Source organism: Streptomyces showdoensis (assembly GCF_039535475.1).
Taxonomy (GTDB): Bacteria; Actinomycetota; Actinomycetes; order Streptomycetales; family Streptomycetaceae; genus Streptomyces; species Streptomyces showdoensis.
The window spans coordinates 3,141,107-3,157,895 of the sequence record NZ_BAAAXG010000026.1; the positions used below are offsets into that span (position 1 = coordinate 3,141,107).

14 protein-coding genes are annotated in these 16,789 nt (G+C 74.6%); 7 read left to right on the forward strand and 7 right to left on the reverse strand.

Going from position 1 to position 16,789, the window contains the following annotated elements; genetic code table 11:
* Window positions 1–51 precede the first annotated feature (51 nt).
* The 4 genes from ABD981_RS27175 to ABD981_RS27190 all read left to right on the forward strand — a co-directional run bounded on the left by ABD981_RS27175 (window position 52) and on the right by ABD981_RS27190 (window position 6,034).
* Entirely contained in the window at window positions 52–510 is a 459-nt protein-coding gene (locus ABD981_RS27175) for a GNAT family N-acetyltransferase (protein WP_046905724.1), read from the forward strand.
* A complete protein-coding gene (locus tag ABD981_RS27180; RefSeq protein ID WP_205628100.1) occupies window positions 507–1,757 on the forward strand; it encodes an MFS transporter in 1,251 nt (416 codons plus the stop codon). Before ABD981_RS27175 ends, ABD981_RS27180 begins: the two co-directional genes overlap by 4 nt.
* 316 nt (window positions 1,758–2,073) lie before the next feature.
* A complete protein-coding gene (locus ABD981_RS27185; protein WP_123955158.1) occupies window positions 2,074–5,742 on the forward strand; it encodes a S8 family serine peptidase in 3,669 nt (1,222 codons plus the stop codon).
* A gap of 115 nt (window positions 5,743–5,857) precedes the next feature.
* Window positions 5,858–6,034: a hypothetical protein gene (locus tag ABD981_RS27190; RefSeq protein ID WP_165591031.1), complete on the forward strand. Its 177-nt coding sequence runs from the start codon at window positions 5,858–5,860 to the stop codon at window positions 6,032–6,034.
* 19 nt (window positions 6,035–6,053) lie between these two features.
* Here ABD981_RS27190 and ABD981_RS27195 read toward each other — a convergent pair whose 3' ends face one another.
* The 6 genes from ABD981_RS27195 to ABD981_RS27220 all read right to left on the reverse strand — a co-directional run bounded on the left by ABD981_RS27195 (window position 6,054) and on the right by ABD981_RS27220 (window position 13,570).
* Window positions 6,054–7,433 carry a carboxyl transferase domain-containing protein gene (locus ABD981_RS27195; protein WP_046911597.1) on the reverse strand — a complete coding sequence of 460 codons (1,380 nt, stop codon included), beginning with the start codon at window positions 7,431–7,433 and terminating at the stop codon, window positions 6,054–6,056.
* Window positions 7,426–8,880, reverse strand: coding sequence for an acyl-CoA synthetase (locus ABD981_RS27200; RefSeq protein WP_046911598.1), 1,455 nt, complete (start codon window positions 8,878–8,880; stop codon window positions 7,426–7,428). Before ABD981_RS27200 ends, ABD981_RS27195 begins: the two co-directional genes overlap by 8 nt.
* Window positions 8,881–8,900: 20 nt before the next feature.
* A complete protein-coding gene (locus ABD981_RS27205; RefSeq protein WP_046911615.1) occupies window positions 8,901–10,085 on the reverse strand; it encodes an MFS transporter in 1,185 nt (394 codons plus the stop codon).
* 104 nt (window positions 10,086–10,189) lie between these two features.
* Window positions 10,190–11,767, reverse strand: a complete 1,578-nt coding sequence (locus ABD981_RS27210; protein ID WP_382748333.1) for a GAF domain-containing protein — start codon at window positions 11,765–11,767, stop codon at window positions 10,190–10,192.
* A gap of 34 nt (window positions 11,768–11,801) precedes the next feature.
* Window positions 11,802–12,845 carry a rod shape-determining protein gene (mreB, locus tag ABD981_RS27215; protein ID WP_046911599.1) on the reverse strand — a complete coding sequence of 348 codons (1,044 nt, stop codon included), beginning with the start codon at window positions 12,843–12,845 and terminating at the stop codon, window positions 11,802–11,804.
* Between the two features lie 155 nt (window positions 12,846–13,000).
* The gene (locus ABD981_RS27220) at window positions 13,001–13,570 is read right to left on the reverse strand and encodes a hypothetical protein (protein WP_046911600.1); all 570 of its coding nucleotides are present in this window, start codon (window positions 13,568–13,570) and stop codon (window positions 13,001–13,003) included.
* 122 nt (window positions 13,571–13,692) lie between these two features.
* On the opposite strand from ABD981_RS27220, the gene ABD981_RS27225 reads away from it, so the two are divergent.
* The gene (locus ABD981_RS27225; protein WP_046911601.1) at window positions 13,693–14,517 is read left to right on the forward strand and encodes an SCO2400 family protein; all 825 of its coding nucleotides are present in this window, start codon (window positions 13,693–13,695) and stop codon (window positions 14,515–14,517) included.
* Window positions 14,518–14,699: 182 nt separating this feature from the next.
* Here ABD981_RS27225 and ABD981_RS27230 read toward each other — a convergent pair whose 3' ends face one another.
* The gene (locus tag ABD981_RS27230) at window positions 14,700–15,128 is read right to left on the reverse strand and encodes a MarR family winged helix-turn-helix transcriptional regulator (RefSeq protein ID WP_046911602.1); all 429 of its coding nucleotides are present in this window, start codon (window positions 15,126–15,128) and stop codon (window positions 14,700–14,702) included.
* An 89-nt stretch (window positions 15,129–15,217) separates the two neighbouring features.
* Between ABD981_RS27230 and ABD981_RS27235 the strand changes: the two genes are divergently transcribed.
* Both ABD981_RS27235 and ABD981_RS27240 read left to right on the forward strand, forming a co-directional pair.
* Window positions 15,218–16,237, forward strand: a complete 1,020-nt coding sequence (locus tag ABD981_RS27235; RefSeq protein WP_046911603.1) for an NADP-dependent oxidoreductase — start codon at window positions 15,218–15,220, stop codon at window positions 16,235–16,237.
* Between the two features lie 63 nt (window positions 16,238–16,300).
* On the forward strand, window positions 16,301–16,723 hold the full coding sequence (locus ABD981_RS27240; protein WP_046911604.1) for an organic hydroperoxide resistance protein: 423 nt from the start codon (window positions 16,301–16,303) through the stop codon (window positions 16,721–16,723).
* Window positions 16,724–16,789: the final 66 nt, after the last annotated feature.

The following is a 16,789-nucleotide window of genomic DNA, read 5'->3' on the forward strand; positions in this document are numbered from 1 at the left end:
CTTCACATAAATGTAAGGAGCCAATCCCGTCAACGCCCCTATACTCGCCCCATGGTCGACATCACCCTCAGGCGTGCCACGGCGGACGACGCCAAGCGCCTCACCCAACTCGTCCGGAAGTCCGGCGCCTACCGGGGCGACTACGCCGCCATGGTCGACGGGTACGTCGTCGGCGGGCCGTACGTCGAGCACCACCCCGTGTACGTCGCCGTCGACGCCCACGGCAAGGTGCTCGGCTTCTACGCGCTGCTCCTCGACGAGGCGGAGCTCGACCTCGCCTTCGTCGCCGACGAGGCCCAGGGGCGCGGGGTCGGGCGGCTGCTCGTGGAGCACATGCTCGGGGAGGCGCGGGCCGCCGGGCTCGGCTCGGTCCGGGTCGTCGCCCATCCGCCCGCCGAGGACTTCTACCTGCGCACCGGCGCCCGCCGCACCGGCACGATCCCGCCCTCCGGCCGCATCCACTGGGCGCGCCCCGAGCTCCGGTACGACATCACGGCCGACGTCGCGTGAGCGAGGTCCAGGCCCCCGAACGGCCCCGGGTCTTCGCCGATCTCACCCCGCTGCGGACCTCCGTCCACTACCGCCGGCTCTGGCTCGGCAACAGCGTCACCTGGGTCGGCCAGGGCATGACGACCCTGGCCGTCTCGCTCCAGGTCTACGCCATCACCCGCTCGACGTTCTCGGCCGGCCTGGTCGGGCTCTTCGCGCTCATCCCGCTGGTGGTCTTCGGCCTGTACGGCGGCGCCATCGCCGACACCGTCGACCGGCGCAAGCTGGGCCTCGCCTCGGCCGGCGGCTCCGCCGTGCTCTCCGCCGCCCTCGCCGCGGCCGCCTTCGCCGGGTTCCGCAACGTCTGGTTCCTGTACGGGATCGTCGCCCTCCAGGCCGTCTGCGCCGCGCTCAACGCGCCCGCCCGCAGCTCGATGATCCCCCGCCTGCTGCCCCCCGAGCAGCTGCGCGCCGCCAACGCGCTCAACGCGATGACCACGACCTTCGGCACCCTCGTCGGCCCCAGCCTCGGCGGCCTCATCGTCGGACTCGCCGGCTACCAGGCCGCGTACACCATCGACGTCCTCGCCTTCGCCGCCTCCCTCTACGCGATGTGGCGGCTGCCGAAGATGCTGCCGGACCGCACGGGCGCCAAGCGGGCCTCCGTCCTCGACGGGCTGCGCTTCCTCGCCACCCGCCCCAACCTGCGCATGACCTTCTTCTCCGACTTCTGCGCGATGATCCTCGCCCACCCGCGCGCGCTGTTCCCGGCCGTCGCCGTCCTCTGGTTCGGCGGGGACGCCGGCACCACCGGACTCCTGGTCGCCGCACCGGCGTTCGGCGCGCTGCTGGGCGGGGTGCTGTCCGGCTGGCAGGGGCGGATCCGGCACCACGGGCAGGCGATCCTGCTCTCCGTGGCGGCCTGGGGGACCGCCATCGCCGCCTTCGGCCTCACCCGCAACCTCTGGCTCGGGCTGCTGCTGCTCGCCGTCGCCGGGTACGCCGACACCGTCTCGATGATCTTCCGCAACACGATGATGCAGGTCGCCGCCCCCGACGAGATGCGCGGGCGGCTGCAGGGCGTGTTCATCGTGGTCGTCGCGGGCGGCCCGCGGCTCGGCGACTTCCTCGCCGGCTCCGTCGCCGACCTCACCTCCCCGGCCGTGGCCGTCACCGGCGGCGGCCTCGCCTGCGTCCTCGCGATCGGTCTCCTCGCCCTGTACGCGAAGGGCTTCCGGCGGTACGACGCGGAGAACCCCACGGCCTGAGCGGCCCCGGCGGCCGGGTCCGGAGCGGGCGGCCCCGGCGCGGCCAGGCCCTGCCCGGCCCGGCGCGCACGGCTCGCGCGGCCCGGTCCGGCGTGACCGGCCACGCCCGGCACGGCCCCGGCGGCCCGGTCCGGCGCGGACGGTCCCGCCGTCCCGTCCGTCCGGGTCGGCGCGTACAGCCCCCTTGTCCGAACTGGCGGTTGGCCGCCACGGCACATAGCCGCCAGCCGCGGCGAGGGTCAACTCCCGCCCCGCGGACCAGACTCCTCGCGACGCCCGGAACCACCCCTTCCCCCGGGCGCCCGAGGAGTGTGTCGTGATCAGACCTTCCGCAGGAGGAAGGGCAGCCGGCCTGCTCGCCGCAGGGCTCTCCCTGGTGCTGCTCACGGTGGGCCAGACCCCCGCCGGGGCTGCGCAACCCGCCGTGCCGGACACCTTCCGGAGCGCCGCGGCGTCCGCCTCCGCCACCGTCACCCTCGTCACCGGTGACCGCGTCACCCTCACCGAACTCGGCGACGGGCGGCGCACCGTCACCGTCGAGCGGGCCCCGGGCGCCACCGGGGCCGTTCGCAGCGAGACCGTGAACGGCAGGGTCACCGTCATACCCGACGAGGCCCGGCCCTACCTGGAGTCCGGGGTCCTCGACCGGCGCCTCTTCGACGTCACCGGCCTCGTCGAGCAGGGCATCACCGGCGAACTCCCGCTGATCGTCACCCACGGGGGCGGCAGGGGCGCCCGCGCCGCCGCCGTCGCCCCGCGCGGCACCGAGACGGTCCGCGCGCTGCCCAGCATCGGCGGCGCCGCCGTCACCCTCGCCGAACCGGGCGCCTTCTGGCGCGAGTTCACCGCCCCCGCCCGGCGGTCCGCGGGCCCCGTCAAGGTCTGGCTGGACGCCAGGGTGACCGCCGCCATGGCCGACTCCAACGCCCAGATCGGCAGCCCCGAGGCCTGGGCGGCCGGTCTCACCGGCAAGGGCGTCAAGGTCGCCGTCCTCGACACCGGCGTCGACGCCGGACACCCCGACCTCGCCGGACGGGTCGGCGAGACCCGCTCCTTCATCGAGGGCCAGGAGGTCGCCGACCGCAACGGCCACGGCACCCACGTCGCCTCCACCGTCGGCGGCAGCGGCGCGGGCTCCGCCGGCAAGGAACAGGGCGTCGCCCCCGGTGCCGCCCTCGCCGTCGGCAAGGTCCTCAGCGACGAGGGCTCCGGCAGCGAGTCGCAGATCATCGCCGGCATGGAGTGGGCCGCCCGGGACGTCGACGCGAAGATCGTGTCGATGAGCCTCGGCTCGCAGGAGGCCAGCGACGGCACCGACCCCATGGCCCAGGCCGTGAACGCGCTGTCCGCCGAGACCGGCGCGCTCTTCGTCATCGCCGCCGGCAACTCCGGCGCCCCCGGCTCCATCGGCTCGCCCGGCGCCGCCGACTCCGCGCTCACCGTCGGCGCCGTCGACTCCGCCGACGAGGCCGCCTACTTCACCAGCAAGGGCCCCCGCTACGGGGACCAGGGCCTCAAGCCCGACCTCTCCGCCCCCGGCGTCGGCATCCTCGCCGCCCGCTCCCGACTCCTCCCGGGCAGCGGCCTCTACACCTCCATGAGCGGCACGTCGATGGCGACCCCGCACGTCGCCGGCGTCGCCGCCCTGCTCGCCGAGAAGCACCCCGACTGGACCGGCGCCCAGCTCAAGAACGCCCTCATGTCCAGCTCCAAGACGCTCGCCGACTCCGCCTACGACCTCGGCGCCGGCCGCGTCGACGTCGCCGCCGCGATCTCCGCTAACGTCACCGCCACCGGCTCCGCCGACCTGGGCTTCTCCTCCTGGCCCTACGAGGCGAACAAGCCCGTGACGAGGACCGTCACCTACACCAACTCCTCCGACGCGCCCGTCCGCCTCGACCTCGCCGTCGAGGGCATGCCCGACGGCACCGCCGTCCTCGCCGACGCCGCCCTCACCGTCCCGGCCCACGGCACCGCCGCGACCACCGTCACCGGCGACGGCACCAAGGCCCCCGTCGGCACCAGCTCCGGCCGGATCACCGCGCGCACCGGCGGCACCGTCGTGGCCCACACCGCGCTCGGCCTGGTCAAGGAGGAGGAGCGCTACACCCTCACCGTCCACGTCAAGGACCGCGACGGCCGCCCCGCCCCGGCCCACCTCGGCGTGCAGCGGCTGACCGCCGACAGCGACCCCTTCCCGGCCGCCGTCGACGAGTCCGGCACCCTCCGGCTGCGCCTGAAGCCCGGCACGTACACCGTCGACACCTTCCTCGACGTGCGCGGCTCGCACGGGAAGGACTCCCTCGGCCTCGGCTTCCTCACCGAGCCCGAGATCGCCCTCGACCGCGACCGCGAGATCACCCTCGACGGGCGGCGGCTGCGCGAGATCCGCGCCGAGGTGGAGCGGCGCACCGAGACCCGGCAGCTCCTGATGGAGTTCGACCGGCAGGCCAACGGGGCCTCCTACGGCGGCGCCGTCCAGGTCCCGGCCGCCTACGACTCGATCTTCGCCGCGCCCACCGCGAAGCCCGCCACCGGCAGCTTCGAGTACCGGACGGTCTGGCGGCTCGGCAAGCCGATGCTGGAGGCCTCGGCGGGCGGCGCCCGGCTCTCCGACGTCACCGCGCAGGCAGGCGCCACCCTCCTGGAGGGCCGCCACCGGCTCCGCGTCGTCGACGCGGGCACCGGCACCGCCGCCGAGTACGCCGGCAAGGACGTCGCCGGCAAGGCCGTCCTGGTCCGCCGCACCGAGGGCGCCGACACGGTCGCGCTCGCCCAGACCGCCCAGGACGCGGGCGCGAAGGCCCTGTTCGTCACCGACGACCGGCCCGGCCGCCTGATGGCCTGGTTCGGCACCGCCGACTACGAGGACCGGCCGCTCGCCGTCGCCACCCTGAACACCGCCGACGCCGGCACGCTCGCGGCCGCCGCCCGCCGCGGGACGGCGCTGGAGCTGACCGGCACCCGCTTCACCCCGTACACGTACGACCTCTCCGAGGGGCACCCCGGCGCCATCGGCACCGACCTGGTGTTCCGGCCCGGGCGCAAGGAACTGGCCACCATCCGGTCCACGTTCCACATGCCGACGGCCCGCAAGGAGCTCGGCGGCGAGTTCCGGTACTCCCTCACCGACACCTTCCGGATCGGCTTCGGCTTCAAGGAGTGGATCGCCTTCCCCACCGAGCGCACCGACTACGTCTCCACCGGCACCGGACAGCGCTGGCACGAGTCCGTCGACCTCGGCGACTCCCTGGAGCAGCGCGGCGGCCAGTCCGTCTACCGGGGCGGCGGCGAGACCGAGCTGGAGTGGTTCAAGCCGGTCTGGCACCCCTGGCTCGGCACCGGTCTCGGCTGGGGCCAGCAGCGCAGCGGCAACGACCTGCGGTTCAACACCCCGGGCTGGGGCGACTCCGGGTCCGACCACACCGGCTTCGGCAATGTGTGGGGCGACGACTCCATGACCCAGTACACCGAGGTGTACGTGAACGGCGTCCGCGTCGACCGCAAGCAGAGCTCCGGCGCCTACGCCTGGGACGCGCCGGCCGAGGAGGCCGCGTACAAGGTCGTCACCGACACCGCCCTCGACCCGGCGCGCTGGCGGCTCGGCACCAAGGGGCACGCCGAGTGGACCTTCCGGTCCGCCGAGACCCCGGGGGACCGGGTCACCTACCTGCCGCTGATCAACCTCGGCTTCGACCTGCCCACCGACCTCGTCGGCGACGTCCGGGCGGGGTCCCGGGTGCCCGTGCGGATCTTCGCCGAGTACGTGAAGGGCGCGACCGGCACCGGTCGCATCGGCGGCGGTTCGCTCGCGGTCTCCTACGACGAGGGGGCCACCTGGACCCCGGTCGGGCTCGACCGCTCGCTCCGCGGTGAACTGCGGGTTCCGCGCGGCGCCAGGTCCGTCTCGCTGCGGGCCGGGGCCCGGGACGACCGGGGCGGATCCGTCACGCAGGAGATCATCCGGGCGGTGGGCGTGAAGTAGCGAGTGCGCCGCCCGAACGGGTCATCCCGCACCCGGGACAGGGCGCGTGCGCTTGCCGTGGGCCTATGCCCCCGAGAGGCTCCGGTCGAGCAACTCCGCTCGTCAGGAGGTTTTCATGCGCAAGTTCATCGCCACGGCCGCTCTGGCCGCCGCCGTCGTCCTCTCGGGTTCGGGCACGGCCCTCGCCCACGGGTACGGCGACGAGGGCGACGGTACCAACGTGGTGACGGTCGTGGACCACACCGTCGTCGTCTGTGAGGACTTCAGCATCTGCACGGGCGACAACGGCTGATCGTCACCTGTACCGGCGCTTAGCCCCCTCCTCGCGAGGGGGCTTCGTGCTGTCCGGGGGACGGGGACGGGGGCACGATCCCGCGCACGACGCCCAGTTCCACCAGGTCCTGGGGGCGGATCCGGAGGTGCTCCGCGGTCTCGGGGACGCGGTCCGGCTCGCGTTTGAGGATCTGCGCGGCGAGCTCGGGGGCGATGACGGAGAAGTAGCCGTCGGGGACGGTCCAGGTGTTGCCGGGGGCCGCCAGCGCCAGCGCGCCGCCCGAGCCGCCTTCGCCGACCAGGAGGGACGTGACGGGGGTGCGGGCCTCCGCGATCGCCGTGAACGCCTCCGCGATGGCCGGTCCGGCGCCCGCCCGTTCGGCCTCGGCGTCGTTGGCCGCGCCCGGAGTGTCGATCAGGGTCAGGACCGGGATGCCCAGCCGGTCGGCCAGCCTGATCAGGCGGGCCGCCGTGCGGAACCCGGCCGGGCGGGTCGCTCCGTTGTGCTGGGCCGCGTACGCGATCACCCGTCCGTCGCGCAGGCCGAAGCCGCACTCCACGCCCGGGTCCACGCCGCCCGCCCGGTCGCCCCGGATCACGGCCCGTTCGGTGAAGTACGCGTCCAGGTACGCCGTGGCCCTCGGGCGGTCCGTGCCGCGGGCCCGGTGCACGGCGTCCCAGCCCGACGCGGGGAGGGCCGGGGAGCCCAGGGCGCGGGGCGGTTCCGGCGGCTCGCCGGGGGCGCCGGCCGGGCTCAGCAGGCGCAGCCACCGGGCCAGCGTCCCCCGGAGGCGTTCCGGGGGGACCAGGGCGTCCACGTGGCCGTGGGCGTGCTGGTCCTCGGCCGTGTACGCGGCCGGGTCGGCGTCCGCCGGGCGGACCCGGGAGCCGGCGAAGGCGACCTGGGCGGAGGGGAGGGCCAGGACCACGTCGGCGCCCGCGCCCACCGTGGCCCAGCCGCCACCCGTCGACGGGTCGCGGAGCACCGTCACATGGGCCACGCCCGCCCTCCGGAGGCCGACCGCCGCGGCGGCCACCCGCTGGAGCTGGGTCAGCGCGACCATGCCCTCCTGCATGCGGCTGCCGCCGGTCGCCACCAGGGAGACCAGGGGCAGCCGGCGCTCGGCCGCCGCGCGGTAGGCGGCGACCAGGCGGTCCCCGGCCGTCCGGCCGAGGGAGCCGCCGAGGAAGCCGAACTCGAAGGCGACGAGCACGCAGGGGTGCCCGCCCACGGTCGCCGTGCCGTACAGGACGGACTCGTCCTCGCCGGTGCGCTCGGCGGCGCGGGCGCGGGACGCGTCGTAGCCGCTCCAGGCGAGGGGGCCGTCCGGCGCCTGGGCGGGCGGGGGACCGGACGCGGGCATGAAGTCGTCGGTGACCAGGGCGATCGTCCGGCGGGCCGTGAGCCGTTCAGGCATCGGGCGTCCCGGGGAGGGCCTTCTTGAGGATCTTGCCCATGTCGTTGCGGGGCAGCTCCGGGAGGAAGCGGACCTCGCGCGGGCGCTTGTGCGGGGCGAGCAGGGTCGCGACGTGGGCGGCCAGCGCCTCGGGCGCCGGGGGGCGGGCCGGGTCGGCGGGGACCACCCAGGCCACGATCCGCTCGCCGAGGTCGGGGTCGGGTTCGCCGGTGACGGCCGCCTCGCGGACCCCGGGGTGTTCGAGCAGCGCGTTCTCGATCTCGCCCGCGCCGATCTTGTAGCCGCCGCTCTTGATGAGGTCGGTCGCCTTGCGGCCGACGATCCGGAGGTAGCCGTCGGCCTCCCGCACCGCCATGTCGCCCGTGCGGAACCAGCCGTCGTCGGTGAAGGCCGCCGCGGTGGCGTCGGGGCGGTTCAGATAGGCGGTGAAGAGGTTCGGGCCCTTCACCTGGATCTCGCCGACCGTCTCGCCGTCCCGGGCGTCCAGGACCGAGCCGTCCTCCTCCGCCAGGCGCAGCTCCACCCCGCGCAGCGGCGGTCCGACCGAGCCGGGGCGCGGGGGCGAGCCGACGGGGACCGAGGTGTTCATGAGCGTCTCGGTCATGCCGTAGCGCTCGATCACCGTCCGCTCCGTCGCCGCCGTGATCCGCTCGTGGTCGTGCACGGGCAGCGCGGCCGAGCCGGAGACGAGGAGCCGGGCGCCGGCCAGCGCCCGGACCAGGGCGGGGTCGTGGGGGAGCGCCTCGGCGATGCGGTGGTACATGGTCGGGACGCCGAACAGCATCGTGCCCCCGCCGTCGCCGAGTTCCTTCGCCACCCCCTCGACGGAGAACGCGCCCAGGTGCCGGACCTCGCCGCCGCGGCGCAGCGGGCCGAGGATGCCCAGGATCAGGCCGTGCACGTGGAAGAGGGGGAGGGCGTGCACGAGCACGTCGTCCCCGGTCCACTTCCAGGCCTCCTCCAGGGTGTCGAGGGAGGCGGCGACGGCCCGGCGGGAGAGCACCACGCCCTTGGGCGGGCCGGTGGTCCCGGAGGTGTAGACGATCAGGGCGGGGGATTCCGGGTCCTCCGCGGCCGGCCGCGCGGGGCGGCCGGCCGCCCGGACGTCGACGTCGATCCTGGGCAGGACCGCCGCCTCGGGCGGCAGGTCCCGGCCGCCCGCCAGCAGCATGCCGGGACGGCTGTCGTCGAGGATGTGGACCAGTTCGCGCGAGCCGATCCGCGGGTTGAGGGGGACGGCCGGGACGCCGGCGAGGAGGGCCGCCACCACGGCGACGGCCGTCTCCGCGGTGGGCGTGGCCCACACGGCCACGCGGCCGGCGTCGCGGATCCGTTCCGCCAGGGCTCCGGCGGCGCCGGCCAGCTCCCGGTAGGTCAGCGTGTCCGCGCCGAAGCGCAGGGCGGGCCGGTCGGAGGCGGCCGCCAGGGCGGGCAACAGGGCGCTCATGGTGGCATTCTGCCCAGGCGTCAGGGGCGGCGCGCTGCGACCTTGCTCACCTCGGGCCGCGGTCCTTCGCCCTCGGGCCGGACGTTCCGCATGCGGCCGTACGCGTAGACGCAGCCCGCCAGGGCCAGGTCGGACAGCAGCATGAAGCCGATCGAGTACGAGCCCTTGGCGCTGTAGATGGCGCCCATGACCAGCGGCGGGACGAAGCCGCCCAGGCCGCCCGTCGCGCCGACGATGCCGGTGACGCTGCCGACCTGGGCCTGCGGGGTGACCTGGGAGACGAGGGCGAAGACGGAGCCGCTCGCGGTGCCGAGGCCCGCGGCCATCAGGAGCAGGGCGGTGGTGCCGCCGGGGTTCAGGGGCGGGTCGAAGGCCTGGACGATCGCGAGGAGCGCGACGACGCCGAGCGCCGCGGAGGTCACCAGGGCGGGGTGGATCCGGTCCGAGAGCCAGCCGCCGATGGGCCGGAACACCACCGTCACCAGGGCGAATCCGGCGGCCTTGGTGCCCGCGTCGGTCGGGTCGAGCTCGTACCAGGTCTTCAGGTACGTCGGCAGGTAGACGCCGAAGGCGACGATGCCGCCGAAGCCGATCGCGTAGAGCGCCGACAGCTCCCAGGTGACCCGCAGCCGCCCGGCCTCGCCGAGGCGGTGGGCGAGGGAGGCGGAGGGGACCGGCCGGTCGGGGCGGTCGGTGATGAGCAGGGCGGCGAGCACGGCGTACACGGCGAGGGCGACGGCCACCACGAGGAAGGGCAGGTTCTCGCCGTGCTTCGCGATCCGCGGGGTGAAGTAGCCGGAGAGCGCCACGCCGCCCATGCCCATCCCGAAGACCCCGAGGGCGAAGCCGCGCTTGGCCGGCGGGAACCAGGAGTTCACCAGCGGGATGCCGATGGCGAAGGTGGTGCCGCCGAGGCCGAGCAGGAAGCCGACGGCCAGCATCAGGCCGTACGAGTCCTTGACCACGGTCAGGAGCAGCACGGGCACGATGGTCAGCGCCGCCGCCAGCGGGAACATGCGCCGCGCGCCGTACCGGTCGGTGAGCGCCCCCGCCGGGATCCGGCCCAGCGAGCCGACCAGGACGGGGACGGCGACGAGCAGCGACTGCTCGAAGGAGCTGAGGGAGAGCCGGTCCCCGTACCAGCTGGCGAGCGGGGCGATCAGGTCCCAGGCCCAGAAGGTGAGGGTGAAGCCGATGGTCGCCATGGCCAGGTTGCGGTAGGCGGCCGCGGGGATCTTCGCTTCGGTGTCCACGCTCCCAGTCAAGATCCGGAGAGGGCGGCGGGGCGCGCGGGGGTACGCCGTACGGGTCAGGGCCAGTCGAGCGTCGTGGGCGGGGTGCCGTCGTCCTCCACGTGGAGGCGCAGTCCGGCCTCGCCGGCCGTCACCTCCACCGTGACGGCCCGGACGCCGGGGCGGCGGTGGGCGGCGGCGAGCGCCCCGCGCAGGGCGCCGAGCAGCCGGTCGGCGGAGCTCTCGTCGGCGAGGGTGTCGACCGCGCCGGAGAAGTGGACGGAGGGCTGGAAGCCGAGCAGCGCCGCCGCGCCGCCGGTCTCCCGCAGCACCCGGCCGCGGAACGAGGTCGGGGCGTCCGCCGGCGGCTGCTGGAGCGCGAAGATGGTCGTGCGGACCTCCTGGATCGTCGAGTCCAGCTCGTCGACCGCCCGTCCGAGGAGCGCGTTCTCGTCGGAGGACTCGCCCGCCCGGCGCCGGGTCGACTCCAGCATCATCTCGGTGGCGAACAGGCGCTGGACGACCAGGTCGTGCAGGTCGCGGGCGATCCGGTCGCGGTCCTCGTAGACGGCGAGCCGCTCCCGGTTGTGCTGGGCGTCGGCGAGCACCAGGGCGAGGGCCGCCTGGGAGGCGAACTGGGCGGCGAGCAGCCGGTCCACCGCCGTGTACGGGCGGCCGCCGCGCCGCCGGGGCAGGGCGAGGGTGCCGATGAGCTTCCCGCCGCTCTGCAGCGGCAGCATCATCGAGGGCCCGAAGCGGCTGCGGACGTGGGTGGTCATCCGGGGGTCGGTCGACGAGTCCTCGATGAAGACGGGCTCGCCGCCGAGCAGCTGGACCAGGACGGGGGAGCCGGGGGCGATCGTGGTGCCGACCAGGTCGCCGGGGTCGTCGGTGGTCGAGGCGGCGACGATCTCCATGCCGCCCTCCTCGGTGGGCTGGAGCACCACGCCGGCGGAGGCGTCGGCGAGCAGCCTGGCCCGCTCGGCGACGGTCATCAGGGCGTTCTCGGCGGGTTCGCCGGCGAGCAGCGCCGTGGTGACGGCGGCGGCGCCCTCGATCCACCGCTCGCGCTGCCGGGCCGTCTCGTACAGCCGGGCGTTGCCGATCGCGATGCCCGCCTGGGAGGCGAGGACGCGCAGCAGGCTGTGGTCCTCCTCGGTGAAGGGGCCCTCGCGCTTCTCGGTGAGGTAGAGGTTGCCGAACACCTCGGTGTGCACCCGGATGGGCACGCCGAGGAAGGCGTTCGTCTCCGGGTGCCCCTCGGGCACGCCGGCGGAGCGCGGGTCGGCGGCCGCGTCGTCGAGCCGCACCGACCGGGCCTCCTGGACGAGCACGCCGACCAGCCCGGTGTGCCCGTCGGGGAGCCGGCCGATGCGCCCCCGCTGCTCCTCGCTGAGGCCGGAGGTGTACAGCTCGGTCACGGTCCGGCGCTCGGGGTCGACGACCCCGAGCGCCCCGTAGCGGGCCCCGGTCAGCTGGGTCGCGGTCTCCACGAGGTGCTGGAGGGTGGAGCGCAGCTCCAGTTCGCTGCCGACGCCGAGGACGGCTTCGAGCAGCATGGGCAGCCGGGGGACCGGGGAGGCGTCGGCGGGCCCGTCGGCGTGCGCGCCGTGCCCGTCGCCCCGCCCGTCCCCCTGCTCGTCCATGATCGACATGGGTTCATTGTCGTACAAAACACCCGCCCGCCGACTATTCGCTTTCGGCCAGCGGGTCGAGGACGAGCGGCTGGATCTTGCCCTCCAGCATCGCCCCCAGACCCAGCACGGCGCAGATGTCGGGCCGCTCGGCGATGTGCACCGGCATCCCGGTGGCCTCGCGCAGCATCTGGTCGAGGCCCGGCAGCAGGGCGCTGCCGCCGACCATCATGATGCCGCGGTCCGCGAGGTCGGCCACCAGGTCGGGCGGGCAGTCGCGGAGCACCTTGCCGATGACGTCGAGCACGGCGGTCAGCGGGGTCTGGATGGCCTCCCGCACGGCGGCGGTGTCGACGGTCACCGAACGGGCCAGGCCGGTGGCCACGTCCCGGCCGTGGATCTCGGTGTAGGTCGGCCCCTGGAGCGTCAGGCCGTTGCCGTGCAGGGCCACTTGCAGCGGGCGCACCGACTGGCTGGGCAGCATCAGCTCGTGCTGGTGGCGCAGGTGCTGGATGACCGCGTGGTCGATGGCGTCGCCGCCGACCGGGACGCGTTCGGCGGTGACGATGGCGCCGAGCGAGAGCACGGCGACCTGGGTGGTGGCGGCCCCGCACACCATGATCATGGTCGCGGTGGGCTGCTCCACCGGGAGTCCGCAGCCCACGGCCGCCGCGATCAGGGTGTCGACCAGTTCGACCCGGCGGGCGCCGAGGCCGACCAGGGTCTCCACGGCGGCGCGCTGGGCGAGCGGGTCGCTGTCGTGCGGGGTGCAGGCGGCGGCGCGCAGCCGCGGCTTGCGGCGCAGCTGGCGGCGGAGCTTGTCGCCGAGCAGGTGACGGAGCATCCGCTGGGCCATCTCGATGTCGACGACGGTGCCGCCGGAGACCGGGCGGACCACCCGGATGTAGTCCGGGGTGCGGCCGGTCATCTTCTCGGCGAGGGCGCCGACGGCGATCAGCGCTCCGGTGCGGGTGTTCACGGCGGCGACGGACGGCTCGTCGACGACGAGTCCGGCGCCCTTGACGAAGACCCGGGTGCGGGCTGCTCCCAGGTCGACGGCGACATGGCAGCGGCGCAGCTGCTCAAGGCTGACGGTCACGGCGTTCCTCCGGAGTGCGGTGCTGGCACGGGCGAGGGGTGCGCGGAGCGCGGTCCTGTTCGCATCGTGCTGCCGCCCCGGCCCGGGCGCGCGTTGGGCTGCGCCGCCCGGGGGTGGAGCGGCGCCGGGGGTCGGTGACACGGGGTCAGGCCGGGTCAGGGCTCCACCGGCAGCAGCCGCTGGAGCAGCCCCCAGGCGAACTCGGCCGCGCACGCGGACCCGTCGGGCAGCGTGAAGTCGAGCCGGGTGAGCGCGGGGGAGACCTGCTCGCGGGCCCGGGCGTCCCGGAAGGCGGCGTAGACCTCGTCGATCGTGCACCGCCACGGCAGCAGGTCGGCCGCGGTGCCCAGTTCGGGTACGGGGGCGCCCGGCGCCCTGGTCAGCGCCCGGGACCAGACGGCGCGGCGCGGGCCGACGGCGACCGTGAACCGCAGCTCGGGCCAGAGCGGCACCGGCCACGTCCAGGCCTGGTGGCCGGCGGGGAAGCCCGGGATCGCCAGGCGCGCCTCGGGTTCGCCCAGTGCGGCGCGGTAGCGGTCGAGTTCGCCCGGTCCGCGCGGGGCGTGCGCCCGCGCCTGCCAGCGCTTGTTCGCCTCGCGCATCACGCCGTGGGTGGCGCCCAGCTCGCGCAGCGCGTCCTCGACGAGCCCCGGCTGGTGGTCGGCCATCCGGCGGAGCAGGACGAGCTGGAACTCGTACGGTCCAAAGGGGGCGGCAGGGGTCATGCGCCCATCCTGCCCGAAGGGGGAGATTAGCGACGGCACGCCCACGACCTGCGGTTTCCTCACAGGATCCTCACGTCCGTGGCTATCTGTCGTGTCCATGGGGCGCATAGCCTGCGGGCGCCATGGACTACTGCCACCAGTGCCGACGGCATCTCAACGGCGCCCTGGCCTGTGCCGGCTGCGGGACCCCCGCCGAGGAGCTGCGGTACCGCGCCCCCCATCCGATCGCCGAGCCGGCGTACGTTCCCCCGCCGGCCGCCGAGCCGGAGTTCGGCGACGCCTTCGAGCTCGACCTCCTGGAGCCGCCGCGCCCCGCTCGGGGGCGGGCCGCGGCGCGCCGGGGTGCGCGGGGCGCGGGCAAGGGCGGCCGCCGGGCGCGCTCGCGGCGGGGACGGACGGTCCTGCTCGGCACGCTGGGGCTGGTGCTCGCGGCGGGGGCGCTGAGCATGGCGCGCCTGGCCCTGGAGCCCGACGGGGGCGGCGCGGCCACCGCCGTGCGGGAGGAGGAGGTCGTCGAGACCCCCCTCGATCCCGCCGTGCCCACCCCTTCGGAGAGCACCGGGCGGTCCGAGGACCCCGGCACGGTCGAGCAGCCCGACTCCGCGGGCCCGACGCCCACGGGCCACGCCTCGCAGGGCCCGGGCGACGACGGCGCTGCCGGCGGGGGCTCCGGCGGCTCCGGTGACTCCGGCGCGCCCGCCGGCGGTACGGGAACGGGCTCCGGCTCCGGTACGGGCTCGGGGGACGGGTCCGGCGGCCCCTCGCCGCGGACGTCCACCGGCTCCCCGGCCCCGGGCGGCACGCCCTCCGCCACGGCCTCCGGCAGCGCCTCGCCCACGGCGAGCGGCCCGGCGCCGACCACGGGCACGGGAACGCCGAGCGCGACGCCCAGCTCCTCGCCGAGCCCGACGCCGACGTGCACCCGCTTCCTGTGGTGGTGCGTGTAAGGCGGTGCGGGCGGCCCCGCGGTGCGGTGCGCCGCGCGGCCCCGCGGTGCGGTGACGCCGTGCACTGACGTCGTGCGCTGACGTCGTGCGGTGACGCCGTGCGCTGACGCCGTGCGCTGACGTCGTGCGCTTACGCCGTGCGCTGACGTCGTGCGCTTACGCCGTGCGCTGACGTCGTGCGCTTACGCCGTGCCGAGCATCCGCCTCAGGAGGTCGCGCAGGAGTGTGCGCTCGGCCTCGGTCAGCTCGCCGAGCGGCTCGCGGGCGAAGTGCAGCGACTCGCGCAGGCGGCGGGCGACGTCGCGGCCCTCCTCGGTGGGGGCGGCCACCTTGACCCGGCGGTCGGCGGGGTCGGGGCGGCGCTCGGCGAGGCCGCGGGACTCCAGGCGGTCGATGATCCCCGTCACGTTGGACGGCTCGCACTTGAGCTTCTCGGCGATCTTCCGCATGGGTGTCGGCTCCAGCGAGAGCAGGCCGAGGACGCGGGCCTGGGCGCCGGTGAGGGCGTGCTGGGCGGCGGCCTCCTCGTACTCGTCGTGGTAGCGCGCCACGACCGTGCCGATGAGCTCCACGACTTCCAGCGTCAGAGGGTCCGTGCGTCTGGTGGGCATGGGTTCATCGTACTCCGATACTTGACAACATGAAATATTGAGGCGCATGGTTGTTTCAGTTCATGAAGCATTTCTAGGAGGCTCAGCCGATGTCCGCACTGCCCGCGTCCAGCCGTGAGTGGCACCTCGTCTCCCGTCCGCACGGCTGGCCCGTGCCCGCGGACTTCGCCCTGCGCGAGACCCCGGTCGCCGAGCCCGCCGAGGGCCGTGTCCTCGTGCGCAACCTGCACTTCTCCGTCGACCCGTACATGCGCGGCCGCATGAACGAGGTCAAGTCCTACATTCCCCCGTTCGCGCTGGACCACCCCATGGACGGCGGTGCGGTCGGCGAGGTCGTCGCCTCCAACGCCGAGGGCTTCGCCGTCGGCGACCACGTGCTGCACGGCCTCGGCTGGCGCGAGTACGCGGAGGTGCCCGCCCAGCACGCCACCAAGGTCGACCCGGAGCTCGCCCCGCTCTCCACCTACCTCGGCGTGCTCGGCATGACCGGCCTCACCGCCTACGCCGGCCTCTTCGACGTGGCCTCCTTCAAGGAGGGCGACGCCGTCTTCGTCTCCGGCGCGGCCGGCGCCGTCGGCAGCCAGGTCGGCCAGATGGCGAAGCTCAAGGGCGCCTCCCGGGTGATCGGCTCGGCCGGCTCCGACGAGAAGGTCAAGTGGCTCGTCGAGGAGCTCGGCTTCGACGCCGCCTTCAACTACAAGAACGGCCCGGTCAAGGACCAGCTCCGCGAGGCCGCCCCGGACGGCATCGACGTCTACTTCGACAACGTCGGCGGCGACCACCTGGAAGCCGCGATCTCCTCGCTCAACGTGCACGGCCGCGCCACCATCTGCGGCATGATCGCGCAGTACAACGACACCGAGCCGGTCCCCGGCCCGCGCAACATGGCCATGATCATCGGCAAGCGGCTCCGCCTCCAGGGCGTCCTCGTCGGCGACCACTACGGGATGCAGCAGCAGTTCGTCCAGGAGGTCGGCGGCTGGCTGCGCTCCGGCGAGCTGAAGTACGGCGAGACCTTCGTCGAGGGCATCGAGAACGGCGTGGACGGCTTCCTCGGCCTGCTCCGCGGCGAGAACACCGGAAAGATGATCGTCTCGCTGACCCGTTAGTCTTCCCTCAGCCGTCGCGATCGTGGGCGCGAGTCGCGGCGAACGAAGAAGGAAGACATCAGCATGTCCATCCAGCACTCCGATGTCCTGTACACCGCCGTCGCGACCGCCGAGAACGGCCGCGACGGCCGGGTGGCCACCGACGACGGCCAGCTCGACGTCGTCGTGAACCCGCCCAAGGCCATGGGCGGCTCCGGCGCCGGCACCAACCCCGAGCAGCTCTTCGCCGCCGGGTACAGCGCCTGCTTCCAGGGCGCCCTGGGCGTCGTCGCCCGCAACGAGAACGCGGACGTGTCCGGCTCGACGGTCACCGCCGAGGTGGGCATCGGCAAGAACGACGAGGGCTTCGGCATCATCGTGAAGATCTCGGCGACCATTCCGAACGTGGACGCCGAGACCGCCAAGAGCCTGATCGAGAAGGCTCACCAGGTCTGCCCGTACTCCAAGGCGACCCGCGGCAACATCACGGTGGAGCTCGCGGTCTGATCACGGGATACCGTAGTGAGGGGGCCGCACCCCGACCGACCGAGGTGCGGCCCTCTTCCACGCGTT